Here is a 20,477-nt window from a genome sequence, read left to right as displayed (position 1 = left end):
TTGAGCTTTTGAAACATGAATCGCAAAACCATTAGCACCAAAAACCAAAAAATTAAGAAAGCAACCTACACCAGCTATTAAAAGTTGTATGTTTCTAAGGTTGAACCAGACTAATAAAAAGAAAGTCATATAATATCATGTAAGCATATAAGGTAAAATTACCTTATAAAAAAATAGATTTGTTTTAGAAAATTCTAAAACAAAATTTGGAATGAGAGCAATATAAATCAGCCAAAGCTTGCGGAGCTCTAGAATTCCATCATACTCTTGCTAACACTTTTTAATTATCTACAAAGTGAATCATAAGGTTCCTTATCTTTGTTTTTAATCGCATCCAACGCTAAATTTACAATTCTTTAAGCATTAGATACAAAATCGTGATGATACAACATCGTGTTTAGATTTTGAAGATGTGAATCAGCATCAGCAAATTTTTGAATCTCTATCATTGTTTCAGGTGAATCAAAAGGTATATTTAGTTTTTCCCCAAGATCGTATACTTGATCTTCGGAATTCCAAGTAAGATTCGAGAAATTTCCTAAGAAAATTAAGAACAAGTAAAATGACCATAGTAATAAACAGAGATTTCGCATCTAATTTTCAGTAAAAATTTTATTTTCATTAAAAATTATTATTTTTTGCGCTTACTGTAAGGTCTAGTATAATCGAAGTTTTAAGAAATGAAATGCTCTTAATTCACAATTGGATGAATCTCATCTTTGAAAACACTTAAATTTTCAAGATTAAATGGAAATCCATTTTTCAAATTCATTGGGGAGGTGGGATTATAATTATTTTTCTATTGGAGTATCCGTTTCTTCCTAAATCCTCTAATGCACCTAAAAAAGTATTAATTTCATTAGATTGAATGCTATTAACACAAAGATAGATTTATAAACTTAATTTTCATTCCTGATTATGCTTTGTTAAGCATGGACGGTTAACACAAAAAATAGACTATTTAAAAAGAAAATTTTGAACATTGGCAATAACATATACTTAACCTTCCAGCCAGAAAAAAGCAATAAAAACTATACAAGTGCTATCTGTCCCTATTTCAGCAATTATCACAGCAACTGCTGTTATATTTATATATATATGTATATCAGATATGCTATCCGGTGTCTAAGAAATTATAGCAAAATAGGCACCTTATCACAAACACCTATTTCAATAATTGAATAACTGTTTCTGGAGTTTGATTTGCTTGTGCTAAAACCACCTGTGATGTATGATGTAATATATTACCCTTTACAAAATTCATTATTTCTTTTGCTATATCAGCATCTCTAATTCTACTTTCCGATGCCATAAGATTTTCTTCGTAGTTTAGTAGGTTATTGTATACATGTTCTAAAGCATTCTGATATGCTCCAAGTTTTGAACGTTCTGATGTAACTTTTTCTATGGCCGAATCAATTGCTAAAATAGCATTTTCTATATCTCTAGTTGTTACATTAATTTCTTTTATTCCTAACCCACGAGTACTACAATTTTCAATAGTTATGTTCAAATTTTCGTTCGAATTTGGACCTATTTGAAGAAAAATACCATTCTTTGTGATTGGATTCTCAGGCGCAAACTTTATTATGCTATAATCATTTTCTACTACGACAAACCCACCATCATCTATTTGAGCAATCCCCTTGATTTCAGGCATTGATATAGGTAAATTCAAGCTCCATATTTCGTCTCCATTATTGTTAATTTTGTATACTTTAGAGTTTGAACATACAACATAATTGTTATTATCTAATTTTAAAAATATATTATTTGCGTTTTTAATACCAGTGTTAGTATTCCAATACTTTATCATATCATTAAGTATATTAATGTTTCCCCATGAATCTATCTTATACAAACCATTTTCACCTAAGACTAGATAATTTTCATTATCTAATTGCACTACTGAAGATAATTCCTCATCCTGAATTTTTTGTTCCCATTCCATATTTAAATTAATATCGAACTTTGCTATGAATCCCCTTCGTCCACCATCTTCTAATGCTTCCAATCCTACTATTACAAATCCACCATCTTTTGTTGGCTTTATGTCATAACCTCCTTTAAAGTGACAATCAGCTGGGTTAGGAAACTGCCAAAATCTATTTTCGATAAAGTTTAAATTTTGATCAAATTTCATAATTAGTAATTCGTTAGCTGAACCTGTTGCAATTATGTTACCATTAATTGTTTGTGTAATAGCTAATAAATATGAATTTGTTCCTGCAAATGTATATTGTTTTATTATATTCCCAGATGAATCAAATTTAAATACAATGGGCTGGTTTTCTCCATATTCACCATTTATATATTTATTACTTCGAGCAGTTGCAACGAAATTTCCATCACTGATTTTTTCTATATCATAAATATAGTTATAATTATTTTGTTTAGGCAGTTCTATTTCCCATTCAATATTACCTTCTGAGTCAATTTTAGAAATCCAAAATCGGCTTTCCTCAGGTTCCCATTTATGACTAGCACCACCAACTATGAAACCACCATCATTAGTAGCAATAATTGAATTTATTAGTTTATCGGTAGAGAAAGATTTTTCCCACTCTATCGATAATGGTATTTGGGGTATTACTGATCTTAAATTACCATTAAGCAATTTTATGCCATTAAATTCAGTATTATTTGCAATATCATCAATAGCACTTTTCATCTGCTCTATTTCAAGCTGAATTTTTTGGCGATCTTCATCTGTTAATGTGTCGTTCATTGCTTGTATTGCTAATTCCCTCATCCTTTGAAGTGGTGGTTCCAATATACTACTAAGACCTGCATCTGCTGTTTGTATTAAAGAAATACCGTCTTGTACGTTTCTTTCTGCCTGTCTTAGCCCTCTAATTTGAGCTCTCATTTTTTCAGAAATACTTAAGCCAGCTGCATCATCGGCAGCTTTATTTATTCTAAGACCGGATGAAAGTTTTTCTATAGATTTTAAAGTAATTTTGTTATTTTTTCTGATATTCTCTAATGTATTTAATACCATCAAATTATGAGAAACCCTCATTAATATTGCACCCCTGTTAGAATAGTTACCATATTTATTATCGTCATTTATTTAATTTTTTTAATGCTATTTTAAAAAATTCATGGTATTGCAATATTGATCAAGTATGTGTTTCTTTAAACAGCGAATATAACATATCATAATCAATAATACCTAGCTGGCTGAAAAATTAAGATCAATTTACACACACTCACATCTAAGGTTCATTTAAAAAAGCAAACTTCATTTCTGGATATGAACATGGCTACAGGTTTTTACAATAATTAACAAATCGGTAACATCCACAAAGTATCTACAGTTGACCTATCTGTTCAAGTATCATTTCATAATATAACTTAAGCATAGTACGTTCTTTACTGCCTATATAACTATTATGAGCTATAAGATTTCTTACGTCAGCAATTTCCTTGATCTTAGGAAGAATAAAATCTTGATTTGGAAAATGAGATTTAAAATCATCCCAGTTTTCTCTTATAATATCTCCTAATTCCTTAAAATCCAAATAAAATATGTCTGAATTCTCATTAAAGCTTAACCATTTCTTTGATTCTATATCTTTTTTACGTTGCTCCACCTTATCAATGATAGCTTTTGTTTTTTTGATGAAGTTAAAAAAGTTCTCCCCATATTTATCAATACATATTTTTTCAATAAAAAGTCGTAAGGTGTTTTCTATAACGTACATATAAATATAAGCCTCGGACATCTCTAATGCCTTATTTATAAGTTCCGGAGGAAGTATTTCTATTATTCCTTTTGCTAAACTCTTTGAAGTCTTAACTAAGTCTTCTACTAAATCTTCTTTTAACTCATGCTCTATTGAATAATCTGGATAAAAACTAACATCCTTAATATCATAACCAACGTTAGCTGGAATAACATAATCACATATAGATTTTATTTCATTTTTTATTGTTTCTTTATTTAAAATTTCAATGTTATCAGGACTTACATAGATTTGTATATAAGCAGCAAGTGCATTCCATCTCCCACCACCAATATAATATGAAAAAGTACCAGGAACTTTAACAAAAACTTTGGCATTTTTTAGAAAACGGGCGATCTCATGCTTTCCTCTACGTTTTAGCTCATTAATTATTCTTTTTAGAAATTCACTTTCACTAAATGGCAATTCATATGTTAAATCCCTCATTTGTACCTACCCCCCTTTAATCCAATATCATTTATGTTTTAAAACAATTTATATTTGCCAGAATTCTATATTCAAAGCTATCGTTAAAAACTTCTCGTCCGTGTCAAGTTTTCGTAGGTAAATTTTTTAAAAATTTTTTTGCCTAACTTACCTCACCACCAACACGTAATTCACTTTACTAAATATGAAACATGTTCTATTTATGTTAAATTATTACTCCGGAAGAAAACAACAAACATCTTAATTTTTTATTACTTTTTAAATGATAAATACTGGCTATTAATTTTCTGCTTTAAACACTTACTGCTAAACCATTAGCTCGTGTTATCTCTTTTAAAACATATTTTATCCATGGTCTTCCTGCAAATGGACCTTCTAAAATCGGCAGAGACACCTTTAACCATTTCTCTATGTCTTCAGCTTTATAATCCTTCCCTGTTTTTGATTGTACTACTTCTTTTAATTTCTCCTGCTTTAAAGGCCAACGCATTGTATAGTTTTCTAATTCTCCATTTGCCTTTTCCGCTAATACGCGAGACATTCTGTCTCCACCTTCTATTGTCCATCTACAACCAAGCCGCTTCATTCTTCTAGCTATATTGTGCTGTATTTGCCCTTCTATGGCTCCTAATCGTTCTGTTCCAGGAGAATTTACTATACCTCCCCAGTTATCCAGCAAATACTTTAAAAGCTTAGTAAGTTTTTTCTTACGTTCTCCTTTGGCTCTCTTTATCGCCTCCCTTAATGTTCCCTCAGTTTTTTGTAAGTCGCCTTGATAAATAGCTTCACGTACTTTGTCATAAGTTTCTTCGTCATACCAAAGTGCTTCTGTTAATTGTCTATTAAGATGATATGGATCTAGTCTATACTCTGCAGCAGGAAAATATTCTAAACCCTCTTTTGGCCATTCTGCTCCGTCTCCCCCTATGTATACTTTCTCTACACCTTCTATATACAGTCTCTTTGTAACCTTCTCTCCTTTAGGAACCTCTCCATATTCAAAAACTTCTTTCCTTCTTTCTTCACTATCTTGTTTTAAAATTTCCCCTAATTCCTGTACTGCTTTCCAAATTGTCATTGGGCTAATGCCAGGAAAAAGATAACTTAATATCTCTGCTGCGCGCCTAAACGGCATTTCTGTACTTAGTTTTACAGCTATCTCTCTTAACCTTGGCGTTATTTGGGAATGGGATGGCCAACCCAATAACTCATCTAGCAAAAACTTTGTCTCTCCTGTCTGTTTATTTCTGTAAAGACGCCTCCTGTATATAAATTCTCCAAATGTACTAACAACCTGTTTCGCCCTAAATCCTACTACTTCCCATATGTTACGATCACGTTCCTTCATAAGACGAGTATCTATTTCTTCTAAAGCCCATGCAAAAATTTGATTGGAAATTCTCTGCGTAAGCTCGTGTATACCTTCTTCAAGTTCATAAAAGTCTTTGCTTTCTTTTATTATTTTTATTAAACCATTAGCAAAAAGCAGGATTGCACCCACTATGTGTCGAATATCTAACATATCAGACCTCACCTTCCTTTTCATTTTTGTTTTTGATTGTGTTTTGGTGGTGAGGTCTTTTTTCTACATTTGACCCCCTTTTTCCTGCTTCATTTCACCTACTTAAATTTTACACTGCCAAACTTCTCGCGCTTATTTTATTCACATATCCAAAAACATATTTAAGGGAAAAGGACAAGTTAAATTTAAACATTACATATTATTCTAACCATACCTCTATCATTAGGATTATAATCAGGTCTTAAGCCACTAAATTTACGGCCGGTTAAAGAAATATTATGCATGTTATCTACTATGAACAACTTCCAACCTATAGGATTTCCAGATGAACTATAACCATCTACTTGATATCCTCTTAAGACAAGATTTCCCTTTGTGCTCTCTCCATAGCAAAATGGTTCTACTATTCTTATTCCGCCTTCATAATAAAATTGAATAACTTCTCTATTTTTAATGGCACTACAAATGTCAAAACTCATTTTGAAACCTCCTTATATTTTTGCCCTTTTCCCTTTTTATGTAAAACCATATTTTATAGTTTTAAAAATCTGTTGTAGTTTGTACTTATATCCTACATTTATATTTTATAAATCCAAATAAATTTAAAAACAATTCATATAACTTACATTCCCTCTTTTCATCAAATAGATCTGTTTATGTGTAATCCAACATATTAATTTTTTAATTTGTATAATAATTCTCTTAAATTTATATCTAACTCGTCTTCTTCACAATATTCTCCTAAAGCAATACCTAAACTAATCTTATTCAACCTAATTGTGCAACCTTTATTTAACTCTCTAATTTTTTTGCTAAATTTTTCTCCGTTTAAAATGCATTCATATTTTAATTTTTCTATATTTTTTTCATCCCACATATTTCCCGTCTTTTTATCTCTTTCTTCAACGTATTTTTTCCAACATCTATATATTGTACTGGCTTGAAAAGAATCCTCAAATTCCTTATTTCCAATTTTAAATATATGTTCCTCATCCAAGTCCAATTGCGTTATCAAGTTACTAGTTGTCTCTTGAATGTCATTATCAACTAACATATAAATATTATCTTTATTGATTAACTCTAAAAGTGCTCGTGCAAATCCTGGAACATTTTTTATACCAATTACATTAATTATTTTTATTAAATTACTATACAAGTTCGAATTAAATAATCTTTCAAATATAATTGGGATAAATTTTTCTTCAGTCTCACCCTCCACTATAAGAATTTTTTTTGCGAAAAAGAGATATGTATTTTCGATCCCAATATTTCTTAATAACCTGTCTATTTCTTTATCTTTTTTTATAAATTTTACAGTACTTGTATTATTTGTATTAGTTAATAACCTTATTTGTTGAGGTTTACAGGAATTTATTATAAATGGTGAATGAGTAGTAATTATTACTTGTTTACCTGTTTTACTAAATTTTTGAATTATGTTCATTAGATCTTTTTGAGCCCTAACATGTAAATGAGTATCTGGTTCATCGAATAAATATATGCTATTTCCCATCTCGTTCTCAGATTCTATCTCGTTTTTATAATCCAGTAGTGCCATTGTTATTCTACGTTTAGTACCATCTCCTTTTTTATCGACTAAAATCTCTTTATCATTTTCAAGGAATTTCACTTTTACATCAATATTAATATCTTGTAGCTTAAATTCAGAATTAATAACTATCTCTGTTAAAGAAGGGAGAAATTCTTTAATTTTTTTAGTTATATTACCTTCGTTTACGTTTTTATTTATTTCAATTTCATAAGCATTTAATTGCTTTTCTATAAGCGATTCAATTGTTTCATTTTCATTAAGAGGTTCATGCCAAATTTCTTTTTTCTTCTTTTCAAAAAATAGCTTTTTTATAAAAGAAGATATTTCTTGGAAATCTTTACCGTCGAGAGGATAGATATTTGAATCCGGATTACTCCTAGTATTTACTAAAATTGGATTATCCGCATTTGATAAATATTCATCTATTTTGTTAACTAAATTATTTTTGAGCGTATCAAAACGTGTATTAGATCTATATGCTACACCTAATAAATCAGCTATTTTTTTAATTCTTCAAAATAATTATCATCTAAAAATTCTTTTTCAATCTTTCCTTTATATTCGTTAAGTCTATCTTTAGAAAAAGACAAAAACCTTTCTGAACTTATTTGGTTATTTTCTTCTAATGTATGTTTTATAATATATTTAAAATCATCTATTTCCAGTTCTATTTCAATTTCATCAGTTCCATAGCTAAAATCCTCTGGTTCAACTTCCTTTTGCTGCAACGCTACTTTAATAGCATCAACTAATGAAGTTTTACCAGAATCATTTTCTCCTACTATTACAGTTAGATCTTCCTCGAATATTATTTCTAAATTATTTTGCAAACATCTAAAATTATTGATTTTTATTCTTTTTAACATTTTCATCCCCTCCTACCGTTGTTAATAAAACAGTCTTTTTAATTTCCCAAGTTTTTTACACATAATTTACTTCCTTATCTAACCATATATCTTGTTTTTTATCCATCTATATTCTACCATTTTATTTCCCAAAAACCAACACAAACATTAAAAATATTTCGACACATTTTGACAAAAATAAAAACAAGAATAATCCTGTTTGCTAAAATACCTTTAAAACCTTACAAATACTCACTCTTTTTCTCTTTCAATTCTTTCAATATCTCTTTCACATTCTGTGCCTTATCTTTTGAGCAAATTAGAAGTGCATTTTCGGTGTCAACTATAATTACATCTTCTATACCCAATATCGCAATAAGCCTTTCGTTACCGGTTATTATGCATTTCTTTGTATCTACACTTACTACATTGCCTTTTATGACGTTGCCATTATCATCTTTTTCATAAAGCCTCTTTATAGATGTCCAACTTACTACATCGTCCCAACGAAAATCTCCTGGAACAACATATACACTTTTTTGCTTTTTCCATTATGGTTTTAATTTTTCCACATTACATTAAAAATTCCAAGTCTTTGCAATGGCAAGCTCACTACTGCCATGCCGTTACCAGAAAAGCGAGCAGGCTTTTTACTCACATTAATAGAAATGGTGGTTAACGGCGTATCTACACGCAAAATTGAAGAAATCACTTATGAGCTTTGCAGTACAGAGTTTTCAAAATTTACAATTTCCGAGTTCTGTAAAAACCTTAACTCTATTGTTACAGCGTAGAATTCAAGGTCTGTTGAAGAAAAAAGCTTTCTTTTTATAGTGAACACTATAGTCATAATGGCTAAAGAAGAAGTCCGGGCCTGTCAGCGTAGTGCATTTACCTACTTTTATCCAGAGGTATTTTTACACAAAGATTTGGACTTGACCCATATGTGAAGCACATATTATATATTGATGCATAATATGTATATAGGGGGATATCTATAATGTGTTTTGGTAAATTAGCAAACATCATAAAAGGTATTTGGAAAAATAAAAATGAGGGCAGTGATAAAATAACACTGAGCCTTTATGGTCTTAATATAAGTGTAGAGAGAAAGACAAATATCAATATTCCACATGAAGTAACAGTAGTAGTCCCAAGGGTTGAATGTAGAAAAAAGATAAAAGATAATGAGGAAGAGATAGAGATAATAATGAATAGTATAACTGTTGTGCACTCTCCACACCATGAATTAGCAGGTTCCCCCTCTTCTCCGGTAATTCCTAAACAGTATTCCCAATACAACAAAAATTAATTAAAAATAATTGTTATAATATATTGGCTATTAAAAATGCTACAGCCCCTATAAAAAAGAAGCGTATACCGGATATAAGCTATTTGGGTCCATAAATTTTTAACAGTGTTTTTTGCGTTGACCTCTTTTTATAATTATTTACCAAAGTGGCAAAGCTCTTACATCCAAAAAATACCTAGAGTAAATTCTGCTTCAATATCTTTTTAAGGTATCTCATTTCCATTTTAACATTTATTACTCAAAAACCAACACAAACATTAAAAATATTTCGACATATATTGACAAAAATGAAAATGTGTAACGCAGCAAAGCCCTGCGGATAATATTAATAACTTAGCTTCACCTAACATCTTTACTAATTTTTTAAGCTTTAAGAATAATAAAAAAACCACACATTCTTATCTTTCTTATCCTGTCTTATTTCGCTTATTGTATAATTTTGGTTTTTATACTCCTCCTCAGATATATTTTCTCCTTTTAACGCCTCCACGCATAAGCAACATTTGCAATAAGATCTAAAAACTAAACAAGGAAGATGTATTCAACTATTGAAGTGATTCTTTTCTGGCACACTTTTTCTATAGAGCTTTAATAGTTCATTACTATCATAGAGTTAGTAATAACATTAAACCTTTCATAGTAAAAAAGAATCATACACAAATTTAATATTTTTGTTTACTTCGCTAATATTAAAATCCTTATATCCTTGATATTCGCCCCAAACCAGCGTACCCTCATATTCTGGATTATTTTTATCAGGAATTATCTCCAAAAATTTATCATAACCAAATTCCCCTCCTACATCTTCTGGCGGGGCATTCCCTTCTCCATCAATGCAAATAGCATAATTTTTATCATAATCATCTATGACCTTCTCAACTTCAATATAATGTTTCCAATTGTCTCCAAAGTCGTAAACATATAATAACCTTTTATACTTCGGAATATATTCTGATAACTTTATTCCCTTTTCAAATCTCATTTCTATACCAGTATCGTTTGGGTAATCAAATGCTTCTTCGTTGCTTACCAAATTTACAATTGGCTTATACCTAGCTTTAATATAAGAAGAATGGTTAATAAGCGATACATCCTGTAGTTCATCCCCGTAAATGAAAAATTCGTGAAGATGATAATCTAGCCAGCCAAAAGCAGCCTGAAGTACCATGTGAAGCTGTGTAAATGTACTATTTATGGGAACAACAAGCCTGCGCCAAATATTATGATTTTCCATCTCAAGTGTTACTTTTAACTCTACTGCCTTGCATTTAAAAATGGGTCTACCTGCAAAAGCCTCTAAATCTTTAAACATTTCTTTACTTGGAGATATATATCCTTCTTCCTGTTTGCCTACCCAATAACGGCTTGCCACTTTGCTTACAAAAGTTTGATAAACTGTATTATCCAAAAGCAAATCTTCATATAAGTACGCCACATTACAAGCCGCATTCATTTTCCCTACATAACTACTATTTTTTGTTTTACCATATAAAATTTCTCCCGATTGTCTTACATACTCTTCCACAATTTCTTCATCAATACATTCATCCAATAACGTCAGGCGAATAGCATTTAAAATAGCCTCATCAAGCCTTTTAAAGTCCTTTGCTTTAAGTCCATATAAAACAACCACATACCTGTTTTTGTCATTTACAAGGACTATCGTTTTCCTTCGATTTAAGGTAATCAAATTCGCATGCCAACAAAATAACAAATTTTCTTCTTCATATGAAACGGGTTTTCTCTCTATCACATCCAACAACTTCTTTGTACATTGTATTAACACAGCCTATCACACCTATCTACATAAAAATTTTATTTATCTCAACTTCTTAAGACAAGGCCCTGTGTCCCACTACACTTATAAACCATATCATAAAAAACTTTACTGTTAATCTCATCCATCCTCTACTTTCCTTTGTTTTTAAAAATTATATAAGAATATACAATCGGTACCATAACAGCAGTAATTAGCAGCACAAACATGAAAACAGTCACCCATGTACCTTTGAAAAAGAAAACGAATAGTCCAATGATACCCGCAGTAATCCAAACTTTTCCGCCAAACTTATGAGTCTTATCCCATACTTCCTCATCTGCCAGTGTCCAAGGCACCCTTATACCTACAAAATAATTATGATAAAACTTACCCATAACACTCCCAAAACCAATCAACATGAAAGGAATAACAAGATTGCCTACCATATTCATATCAATTTTATATCCTAATGCAGAATACGTAGAAGCAAAATATACTGCCATGAAAATAATTACCACAGCCGCTCTTATTATCCTATACGCTCCAGCAAATTTGCCGTAATTAGCCCTTTTAGGGTCAATAAGCGGTATAAACAGCATTATAAGGTATATTACTGTAATAATGACAGGCAAAATAAATATCTCAATTTTTGAACCAAACCTATCTACTTGACCATAAATATTCCAATGCATTGGAATTTTAGCCGGTAAACGTCCAAAAATGGCAAATGTAAAAATCCATATTAATATGATAATGCCAATTAGCCACCAATCCTTTTTTATTTCATATTTGACATTGTAATCTTTAACCATACAAAAACACTCTCCTCAATCCCCGACCAAACTACTTTTTCATTTTCTACTCTGAACATATTGATACTTACTGGGTAGTTCCGTCTGAAGAGCTTGTTCAACTTGCTTATAGAAATAGAACGGGGAAAAATGCGGGGCGGTACGCAATAAACTTTTGTAAAGTAAAAAAAGACGGTACAGTAATACCCGAACCAGAGTTTAATCGGTACAGAAATAATTTTAGTTTGCTTGAATAGGACAGAGACAACCCCAAAGATACAGGGATATAAAAACAAATTCTAAAATCGGTATTTTGTTTGACAATAGGTAGTCTTTCTTTTAAAAGCTCTACATCGTTTTTTATGTTCTTTTCTACCGTATAGTCTGTTATGAGTTGGTCAGAAACCTCTCCAAATCTTCTATTTTATCTATTTCAAATATTTTATCGACAATCTTAAGCAACGTTTCCTTACCTGCTCCCTCTATTTTCTTCACATATTCTTCAGGAACACTTCCAAACTTTTTCTCTAACAATTTAAGAACAGTCACCCCTATACCCTTCTCCATACCTTTCTCCATACCCTTCTCCATAACTTTTTTCATACCTTTCTTCATACCTATCTTTTCTCGTTCTTTCATCTCTTGCAATATAGTCTTCTCAAGATTTGATATCATCTCTTCCACCTCCTCATTTTCATCTATTATTCTTTCTATATTTTTTCTCTCTTCTTCTGGCATCCTTGCCATTAATATCTTTTTAAACCATGCTTTAAATAACAAAATCTCATCTTCATCCAATTTCTTTAACGTGTTTGACAATTCTCTAAGTCTTGTCATCATTTCTTCGAATTCTGCCTTCTGTTCTAATAAAAATACAGACGCTACTAAATTCTCCAGCCTCAATAACTCCTCTTTCGTATACCTATTTACATCTATCAAGATATATTTAAACTTATTTTATTTTTACAAAAAATATCAGAACAATAACACAAGTAATTCTCTCACTAAACTTTGTTTAATAGCTCCTTCCCACTAATTATTGATATAAATTCATAATTATTTTTCTTTAAAATATCTTCGTAAATAGCAACATTTTTTCTAAACGTAGCAATAAAAAACAAACATTTCGGATTTGCTTTAAGAGATTGATATACACTTTTAATAAAATTTAACTTTTTTTGACTTGTATGAGATAATTCTTCACTTATAAAAGTCCTAACATCCGTTTTACATTCAATAAATTCACCCTCATCTTCCTTTATATAAATGCAATCCTTATAATACTCCGCAGATTCTCTATTAAAAAATATCAAGTCAAAATCAGCATTTCCTATCTGTTTTTCATCATAAATGAAATTACTCCTGCACGAATAGTCACAGTTTCTCCCTTCTAAACCAAAAGGTCCTAATTTCTGAGCTATGTATTCCAGCAAATTCCCTTTCTCTTCATAATGCTGAAAATCAAAGTATAATTTTAAAAAAATATCAGCCTCTTCCTCTTTTATAACCTTTGCAATTACAAATCTATCGACTAAAATTTTTACATTTGTTTCCATTAAACTCTTTTTCTCATCGATTATAATCTTTATAAATAAATCGAAAAATTCCTTATTTTTTAATAAAAAATCACCAAGCTTTTTAATTATATGACCAGCTTGGTAATTTATCTTTCTCCTCTGGATCTTATATCCCATAATAACTTCACCTAAACTATCTTATATGTATTCAAAATAAGCGGCGGCAATCCCATCCTTATTGTCATAGAAGAAATCAATTCACGAGCATAAGGCCAAATATTCAAAGGCAAATTAACTTTAACGAATTTCTCTATTAATTCTTTATCAATTTCTAACGCAGCCTTTAACCCATATAGAACTCTAAATTCAGCATATATTTCTAATACATTTACATTTTCTGTGATACCAATTATCTTAAAAATTGCTTTACTATTAAAGCCTTTTTCTTTTATTTCCTCCACTTCAAAAGAATAATTAAAATTTATATTTATACCTTTTTGGAATTTAGTATTGTCATTGGAACGTTTACAATTCAACTCAGATAAATATATACTGAGTAATTCTACATTTTTTATAAATTCTTTATATTTATCTTCCATCAAAACACCCCTTTTACGCAGCAAAATTATACTCATCACTGTATCGCTGTATTTCCAATGCATCCTTTATTATATAAGCGTTTAAATAATCCTCAAATTGCTTAGTATACAAATTTTTAATAAACTTAATTAAATCTTCAGGTATATCTTCATACCAAGTTAACAAGTCGTTGTAAAAAACAATATCTTTTTGATAATTTTGGAAAAGTGAGTATTCCTCTTTATAACTAAAAAGTATTTTCCTTAATCTTTGTAATGAATCATAATTTAGCAAATTTAAATAATCATAGTTAACTATATAATCACACTTATCTTTCAATAATTTTTCTACTCTGTCATATCCCTCATACAAACATTCATAATTGTTTTCCTTTATTGTTTGCCTATCATTTTTCAAATTATTCAGTAGCCAATCAAAAAACTCTTTAATATCATCAACAAGACCTTGTTGTCCATATTCAATATAAAATCCACGAATCATTGATTTTAAACTTTCTCCACTAATATATTTTTTATTACCTGCATCAATACCAATATGATCGAGAGATTCATATCCCTTAAAATCACTAATAAACCCAAAAATAAAATTAACTGTTAACCCCTTATCAAACATGTTTTCACCTTCTTTTATAACAAAACATACTTGTCTCTTTATTAACATATTATCATACTTCCCTTCCTATGTCTATAACCTCCATGATAATTATTTCCCATATATCGTATTCACATACCTAAAAATTTATGAAAGGGAAGTATTTATAATTTTTTTTGCCTTTTTATTGTCTCTTTAAATTTATTTTTTTCAAATTCTCATTCTGTAACTGTTACCCTTAGAAGAGTCACAATAATATTACAAATACTCACTCTTTTTCTCTTTCAACTCCTTCAATATCTCCTTCACATTCTGTACCTTATCTTTTGAGCAAATTAAAAGTGCATCTTCTGTATCAACTATAACTACATCTTCTATACCTAAGGTTGCAATGAGTTTTTCACCACCTGTTATAATACATTTCTTTGTATCTACACTTACTACATTGCCTCTTATTACATTCCCATTTTCATCTTTTTCGTATAATCTCTCTATAGATGTCCAGCTCCCCACATCATCCCACCCAAAATCTCCTGGCACTACGTATACATTTTTGGCCTTTTCCATTACGCCGTAATCTATTGATATACTTTCAAGCTTTGAATATTCTTCGTATAATACCCTTTCTATATCCTCTGAATCAAGATTTTCCCTTATATTCTCCAACGCTTTATGTAACTCAGGCATGTACTTTTCTATAGCTCTTAATATTGAGGATGTCTTCCATATAAACATGCCGCTATTCCAAAGATAATCTCCGCTCTCTACATATTTTATTGCTAGCTCATAACCAGGTTTTTCTACAAATTTCTCTACCTTATGTACGGGATTCCCATTTACTATCTCTTTCGTCATCTTCCTAAATTTTATATAACCATATCCTGTTTCAGGACGCGTAGGTTTTATACCTATTGTCACAAGATTATCCCCTGCTTTTGCTTTTTCTATCGCTGTTTTTAATATTTCAATATATGTTTCTTCGTCTTTTATGACATGATCAGAAGGAACAACAACCATTATAGACTCTTTATCAAGCCTTTCTGTATGTAGTGCTGCAAGGCCTATACAAGCCGCAGTATTTTTAGCCATAGGCTCTATTAATATATTTTCTGTTGGTAAATCAGGAATTTGTTCACTAATTATTCCTGCATAATCCATATTAGTAACAACAAAAATATTTTCCACAGGCATAATTCTCCTTAGCCTGTCCACTGTTTGCTGAATCATAGTTTTGTCCCCGTAAAGATTCAAAAACTGCTTAGGCATTTTTATCCTGCTTTTGGGCCAAAACCTTTCGCCTTTTCCTCCTGCCATAATAACACCTGTTATCATTTGCATCATCCTTTACCTAATATTTTTTATACACTTCTATGTCCATTCCTCCAAATCTCTTAATCTTGGCCACTTTTTATCCTTTTCAGATAAAATTATTTCTTCAATACCCTCCAATGGCCACTGTATATTTATATCAGGGTCATTCCATATTATCCCGCCCTCATCATCAGGATAATAAAAATCGGTACATTTATAAAAAAACTCTGCTTCATCAGACAAAACTAAAAAACCATGGGCAAACCCCTCTGGAATATAAAACTGCCTTTTGTTTTTGTCAGACAAAATAACCCCTACCCATTTACCATAAGTTTTGGAGTTTTTTCTTAAATCAACTGCTACATCAAAAACTTCTCCCTTTAAAACTCTCACCAGTTTGCCCTGCGGATGTTTCTTCTGAAAATGCAATCCCCTTAAAACACCTTTTTTGGATTTCGATTGATTATCCTGTACAAACACTGCATCAATCCCTGCTGCTTTGAAATCTCTGCAATTGTACGATTCCATAAAATAACCTCTATTATCTTCAAAAATTCCCGTCTCTATTATGTACAATCCTTCTATCTCTGTTTCTATGAACTTAAACTTTCCCATATCAGCCCTCCTGTTCTGTATTTTTCAAATCATCAATAAAAGCTTTTAACGCATCTTTCCAGTTTCTCATTTTATCCCCAATAGTACATCTTAACATCATATTATCCAGAGAGGAATAAAAAGGCCTTTTGGCAGGTCTATCTATCTTATCAGAAGTGATAGGAACTACAGTGCAATCTATTCCCGCATATTCTACAATTTTACAGGCAAAATCATACCAACTGCACTCGCCATTTCCCGTACAATGATATATTCCATATTCTTCAGTAAGCACCAGTTTTAAAATGTGATGTGCTAAATCTTCCGCATTTGTTGGATTCCCTTTTTGATCATTCACCACTTCTAAATATCCTTTTTCTTTTGCTGCTTTCAGGATAGTGTATACAAAATTTCTCCCGTATTTCCCATAAAGCCATGCCGTCCTTACTATAAAATATCTATTACAAAATTCTCTTACATACTGTTCCCCAAGAAGCTTTGTCTTTCCATATACATTTATCGGCTCTGGAATATCATATTCCCTAAAAGGAACATTTCCTACACCATTAAAAACATAATCTGTAGATACATGTAATAATTTCGCTCCAACTCTCTGAGCTGCCATTGCCAGATTCCTTGGTCCTATAGCATTTACCTTGAAAGCAGTGCCAATATCACTTTCACATTTATCTACATTAGTATAAGCTGCACAATTTATTATAATATCTGGTCTATACTCATCCACGAATCTTAAAACACTTGTTAAATCAGTAATATCCAGTTCATCATGAGATGTATACTTTATTACAGCCTCTTTATATATGGGGTCTATTTCCCCAATCTCACTTCTGCCTTTTTCTATAATTGAGCGAAGTTGCAAAGCTAATTGCCCTCTAGCCCCTGTAATAAGTAGCCTCATTCTGCCAAATCAACTCCTTTTAATAAAAGATCTCACTTGTAGCCGCTACTTCTTTGATTGCATCATTTTCCTCTTCATTTATTAATTTCAAAAGATATTTCCCATATTCAACTTTTTTCAAAGGTTCAGCAAGTTTTAATAGCTGTTCCTTATCTATAAAGCCTTTCCTATAAGCAATTTCTTCAATGCAAGCAATATACAGTCCCTGTCTCGTTTGAATCGCTTCAACAAAATTAGCAGCATTTAAAAGACCACTCGGTGTACCTGTGTCAAACCATGCCATCCCTCTGCCCAATAATTCAACTTTGAGTTTTCCTCTTTTTAGATACTCATTATTAACCGAGGTAATCTCAAGTTCTCCTCTTGCAGAGGGCTTAATACTTTTAGCTATCTCAATCACTTCATTATCATAAAAATAAAGCCCAGGTACAGCATAATTGGACTTGGGATGTTTTGGTTTTTCTTCAATTGATATAACATTAAAGTTTTCATCAAATTCTACAACACCATAATCACTTGGATTGCTCACATAATAGCCAAATATAGTAGCTCCTTCTTTTCTGCTCGCAGCTCTTTCAAGTCTTTCAGTAAATCCATAGCCATAAAAAATGTTATCGCCCAATATAAGAGCAACGTTGTCTTTGCCAATAAAATCTTCTCCAATGATAAAGGCTTCAGCTATACCACGAGGTGCCTCCTGTACAGCATATTCAAAGTGCAATCCTAACTGACTTCCATCTCCTAAAAGCTCTTCAAAGGTGTTTATATCTCTAGGAGTGGAAATAATCAGTATTTCTCTAATTCCTGCAAGCATAAGAACAGATAAAGGATAATATATCATTGGCTTATCATAAATAGGTAAAATTTGCTTTGATATGGCTTTTGTTATAGGATAAAGCCTCGTGCCTGACCCACCCGCTAAAATTATACCTTTCATTTTGCATTTCCCCCTATCTATTGGAATACATTCTTTCGTAATATTTTTGATACTCTCCAGATGTAACATTTTTAAGCCATTCTCTGTTTTTAAGATACCATTCTATCGTTTTTTTAATTCCCTCCTCAAATTTAGTTTCAGGATACCATCCCAACTCTTCCTTAATTTTTGTCGCATCAATAGCATATCTTCTATCATGTCCCTTCCTATCTGCCACATATGTAATCAAGCTCTCATCTACAGTTGGATCTACATTGTCGTGAATATATGCTACAATTAACTTCACTATCTCTATATTTGTCTTTTCATTATTACCTCCAATATTGTATATTTCTCCTATTCTTCCTTTATGAAGAACCAAATCTATCGCTTTACAATGGTCTTCCACATAAAGCCAGTCTCTCACATTAAGCCCATCTCCATAAACAGGAAGAGGTTTTTTATTTAAACAATTATTTATCATTAAGGGTATCAGTTTTTCAGGAAATTGATATGGACCATAATTATTTGAACATCTTGTTATATTTACAGGCATTTTATATGTATCATAGTAAGCTTTGACTATTAAATCAGCCGCTGCTTTACTTGATGAATATGGGCTATGAGGGTCAAGTGGTGTAGTCTCTGTAAAATAGCCTGTCTCACCTAAAGAACCATAAACTTCATCTGTCGATACCTGTAAAAACTTTTTCCCCTCTTTAAAACTATCTCCCTCTTCCCATGCTTTTTTCGCAGCATTAAGCAAAGTTACTGTACCCAACACATTGGTTTTTACAAATATTTCAGGGTCCATAATGCTTCTGTCTACATGAGATTCTGCTGCAAAATTGACTACATAATCAATATCCTGTGAAAATATCTCTTCTACAAGCTCTTTATCACATATATCTCCCTTGATAAAAGTATAGTTAGGATTATCTTCTACATCTTTCAAATTCTCCAGATTTCCTGCATATGTAAGTTTATCAAGGTTTATAATTTTGTAATCTTTATATTTTGATAACATATACCTGATAAAATTACTTCCTATAAATCCGGCTCCACCTGTAACTAGTATTGTCTTCATATTTTCATCCTTTCTTTGTTATATTATTATCTTGTAACTATATTAAAGTAATTTCAAACCTACATATCTCCCTCTATAATACTCAATTGTTTCCCTTAATCCATCTTCCAAACTATACTCTGGTTTCCATCCAAGCACATCTAATGCCTTTTTATTATCAAGATAACTATGCATTATATCTCCTTTTCGTGGCTCTGTATAAATAGGCTCTAAAGAGGTATTCATGATTTTATTCATCATATCAACAAGCTCATTTATACTCGTGGGCTTGTTCGTGCTTACATTTACAACCTCATTATCTCCTCTCTCCAATGCCAGAAGATTAGCTTTAGCCACATCTTTTACATAAACAAAATCTCTCGTTTGGTTTCCATCTCCAAAAATAACAGGCCTTTCGCCTTTAAGCATTTTATCTGTAAAAATAGATATTACTCCGCCTTCTCCTTTTGGGTCCTGTCTTATCCCATACACATTTGCATAACGTAAAATCGTATATTTTAAGTCATACAATTGACTATATACTTCAAAATAATGTTCAGCAGTGTGTTTTGATATGCCATAGGAGGATATGGGATTTATTTTATGTCCTTCATCAATAGGAAGATACTCAGGATTTCCATATACTGCCGCCGATGAAGCATATATAATCTTCTTAACACCACTTTTTCTGCAGCATTCCAGTATATTTACTGTCCCTAGTACATTTACTTTCGCATCAAATACAGAATTATCAATTGATTTCTGTACATCTATTTGAGCTGCTTGATGTATCACATAATCAGGTTTTTCTTTTCTAAATATTTCATACAAGTCATCATCTGTGATGTCTTTTTTATAAAAAATGGCTTTTTTATTTATAAATTTTTCTTTTCCTGTTGAAAGATTATCCACTATCACAATTTCATAACCATTTTCAATCAGCAAATCTCCTATATGCGAGCCTATAAACCCTGCACCACCTGCGACTAAAACTTTCATCGTACATA

19 protein-coding genes and 2 pseudogenes are annotated in these 20,477 nt (G+C 31.3%); 2 read left to right on the top strand and 19 right to left on the bottom strand.

The window, feature by feature from the left end; translation table 11 throughout:
- Positions 1-1,165: 1,165 nt before the first annotated feature.
- From THEWI_RS15230 to THEWI_RS15425, 7 genes and pseudogenes are all read right to left on the bottom strand, one after another.
- Positions 1,166-3,022 carry a flagellin gene (locus tag THEWI_RS15230; protein ID WP_014062535.1) on the bottom strand — a complete coding sequence of 619 codons (1,857 nt, stop codon included), beginning with the start codon at positions 3,020-3,022 and terminating at the stop codon, positions 1,166-1,168.
- 292 nt (positions 3,023-3,314) lie between these two features.
- The gene (locus THEWI_RS03980; RefSeq protein WP_014062534.1) at positions 3,315-4,175 is read right to left on the bottom strand and encodes a Swt1 family HEPN domain-containing protein; all 861 of its coding nucleotides are present in this window, start codon (positions 4,173-4,175) and stop codon (positions 3,315-3,317) included.
- A 292-nt stretch (positions 4,176-4,467) separates the two neighbouring features.
- A complete protein-coding gene (locus THEWI_RS03975) occupies positions 4,468-5,697 on the bottom strand; it encodes a UPF0236 family transposase-like protein (protein WP_014062533.1) in 1,230 nt (409 codons plus the stop codon).
- Positions 5,698-5,882: 185 nt separating this feature from the next.
- Positions 5,883-6,176 (bottom strand): WYL domain-containing protein, encoded by a 294-nt coding sequence (locus THEWI_RS03970; protein WP_014062532.1) that lies wholly within the window; start codon positions 6,174-6,176, stop codon positions 5,883-5,885.
- Between the two features lie 194 nt (positions 6,177-6,370).
- Complete coding sequence (locus tag THEWI_RS03965; RefSeq protein WP_483027930.1) at positions 6,371-7,606, bottom strand: ATP-dependent nuclease; 1,236 nt, start codon at positions 7,604-7,606, stop codon at positions 6,371-6,373.
- A gap of 140 nt (positions 7,607-7,746) precedes the next feature.
- On the bottom strand, positions 7,747-8,115 hold the full coding sequence (locus tag THEWI_RS03960; RefSeq protein ID WP_041589197.1) for an AAA family ATPase: 369 nt from the start codon (positions 8,113-8,115) through the stop codon (positions 7,747-7,749).
- 221 nt (positions 8,116-8,336) lie between these two features.
- Positions 8,337-8,642 (bottom strand): annotated as a pseudogene (locus THEWI_RS15425) (mannose-1-phosphate guanylyltransferase); the annotation flags it as partial.
- A 24-nt stretch (positions 8,643-8,666) separates the two neighbouring features.
- On the opposite strand from THEWI_RS15425, the gene THEWI_RS13845 reads away from it, so the two are divergent.
- Both THEWI_RS13845 and THEWI_RS03955 read left to right on the top strand, forming a co-directional pair.
- Complete coding sequence (locus THEWI_RS13845; protein ID WP_083820891.1) at positions 8,667-8,888, top strand: transposase; 222 nt, start codon at positions 8,667-8,669, stop codon at positions 8,886-8,888.
- Between the two features lie 206 nt (positions 8,889-9,094).
- Positions 9,095-9,406, top strand: a complete 312-nt coding sequence (locus tag THEWI_RS03955) for a hypothetical protein (protein ID WP_014062530.1) — start codon at positions 9,095-9,097, stop codon at positions 9,404-9,406.
- Positions 9,407-10,040: 634 nt separating this feature from the next.
- Here THEWI_RS03955 and THEWI_RS03950 read toward each other — a convergent pair.
- From THEWI_RS03950 to THEWI_RS03895, 12 genes and pseudogenes are all read right to left on the bottom strand, one after another.
- Positions 10,041-11,192 carry a plasmid pRiA4b ORF-3 family protein gene (locus THEWI_RS03950; RefSeq protein WP_014062529.1) on the bottom strand — a complete coding sequence of 384 codons (1,152 nt, stop codon included), beginning with the start codon at positions 11,190-11,192 and terminating at the stop codon, positions 10,041-10,043.
- A 122-nt stretch (positions 11,193-11,314) separates the two neighbouring features.
- On the bottom strand, positions 11,315-11,977 hold the full coding sequence (locus tag THEWI_RS03945; RefSeq protein WP_014062528.1) for an SdpI family protein: 663 nt from the start codon (positions 11,975-11,977) through the stop codon (positions 11,315-11,317).
- 366 nt (positions 11,978-12,343) lie between these two features.
- Positions 12,344-12,907: pseudogene (locus THEWI_RS03940) on the bottom strand (DUF4351 domain-containing protein); the annotation flags it as partial.
- Between the two features lie 53 nt (positions 12,908-12,960).
- The gene (locus THEWI_RS03935) at positions 12,961-13,650 is read right to left on the bottom strand and encodes a hypothetical protein (protein ID WP_014062527.1); all 690 of its coding nucleotides are present in this window, start codon (positions 13,648-13,650) and stop codon (positions 12,961-12,963) included.
- An 11-nt stretch (positions 13,651-13,661) separates the two neighbouring features.
- Positions 13,662-14,072, bottom strand: a complete 411-nt coding sequence (locus THEWI_RS03930; RefSeq protein WP_014062526.1) for a protein-export chaperone SecB — start codon at positions 14,070-14,072, stop codon at positions 13,662-13,664.
- A gap of 13 nt (positions 14,073-14,085) precedes the next feature.
- A complete protein-coding gene (locus THEWI_RS03925) occupies positions 14,086-14,733 on the bottom strand; it encodes a hypothetical protein (RefSeq protein ID WP_014062525.1) in 648 nt (215 codons plus the stop codon).
- A 189-nt stretch (positions 14,734-14,922) separates the two neighbouring features.
- Positions 14,923-15,996 carry a mannose-1-phosphate guanylyltransferase gene (locus THEWI_RS03920; protein WP_014062524.1) on the bottom strand — a complete coding sequence of 358 codons (1,074 nt, stop codon included), beginning with the start codon at positions 15,994-15,996 and terminating at the stop codon, positions 14,923-14,925.
- A 36-nt stretch (positions 15,997-16,032) separates the two neighbouring features.
- Positions 16,033-16,590: a dTDP-4-dehydrorhamnose 3,5-epimerase gene (gene rfbC / locus THEWI_RS03915; RefSeq protein WP_014062523.1), complete on the bottom strand. Its 558-nt coding sequence runs from the start codon at positions 16,588-16,590 to the stop codon at positions 16,033-16,035.
- A gap of 1 nt (position 16,591) precedes the next feature.
- Positions 16,592-17,488, bottom strand: coding sequence for a dTDP-4-dehydrorhamnose reductase (gene rfbD / locus THEWI_RS03910; RefSeq protein ID WP_014062522.1), 897 nt, complete (start codon positions 17,486-17,488; stop codon positions 16,592-16,594).
- A gap of 19 nt (positions 17,489-17,507) precedes the next feature.
- Positions 17,508-18,425 (bottom strand): glucose-1-phosphate thymidylyltransferase RfbA, encoded by a 918-nt coding sequence (rfbA, locus tag THEWI_RS03905; protein ID WP_014062521.1) that lies wholly within the window; start codon positions 18,423-18,425, stop codon positions 17,508-17,510.
- 13 nt (positions 18,426-18,438) lie between these two features.
- Positions 18,439-19,491 (bottom strand): dTDP-glucose 4,6-dehydratase, encoded by a 1,053-nt coding sequence (gene rfbB, locus THEWI_RS03900; protein WP_014062520.1) that lies wholly within the window; start codon positions 19,489-19,491, stop codon positions 18,439-18,441.
- Positions 19,492-19,533: 42 nt separating this feature from the next.
- Positions 19,534-20,469 (bottom strand): SDR family oxidoreductase, encoded by a 936-nt coding sequence (locus THEWI_RS03895; RefSeq protein ID WP_014062519.1) that lies wholly within the window; start codon positions 20,467-20,469, stop codon positions 19,534-19,536.
- Between the last annotated feature and the right edge of the window lie 8 nt (positions 20,470-20,477).

Origin of the sequence: Thermoanaerobacter wiegelii Rt8.B1, from assembly GCF_000147695.2 — a bacterium.
GTDB lineage: Bacteria > Bacillota > Thermoanaerobacteria > Thermoanaerobacterales > Thermoanaerobacteraceae > Thermoanaerobacter > Thermoanaerobacter ethanolicus.
Note: the sequence above shows the minus strand (reverse complement) of the source record. Positions and strands in the feature narration are given on the sequence as shown.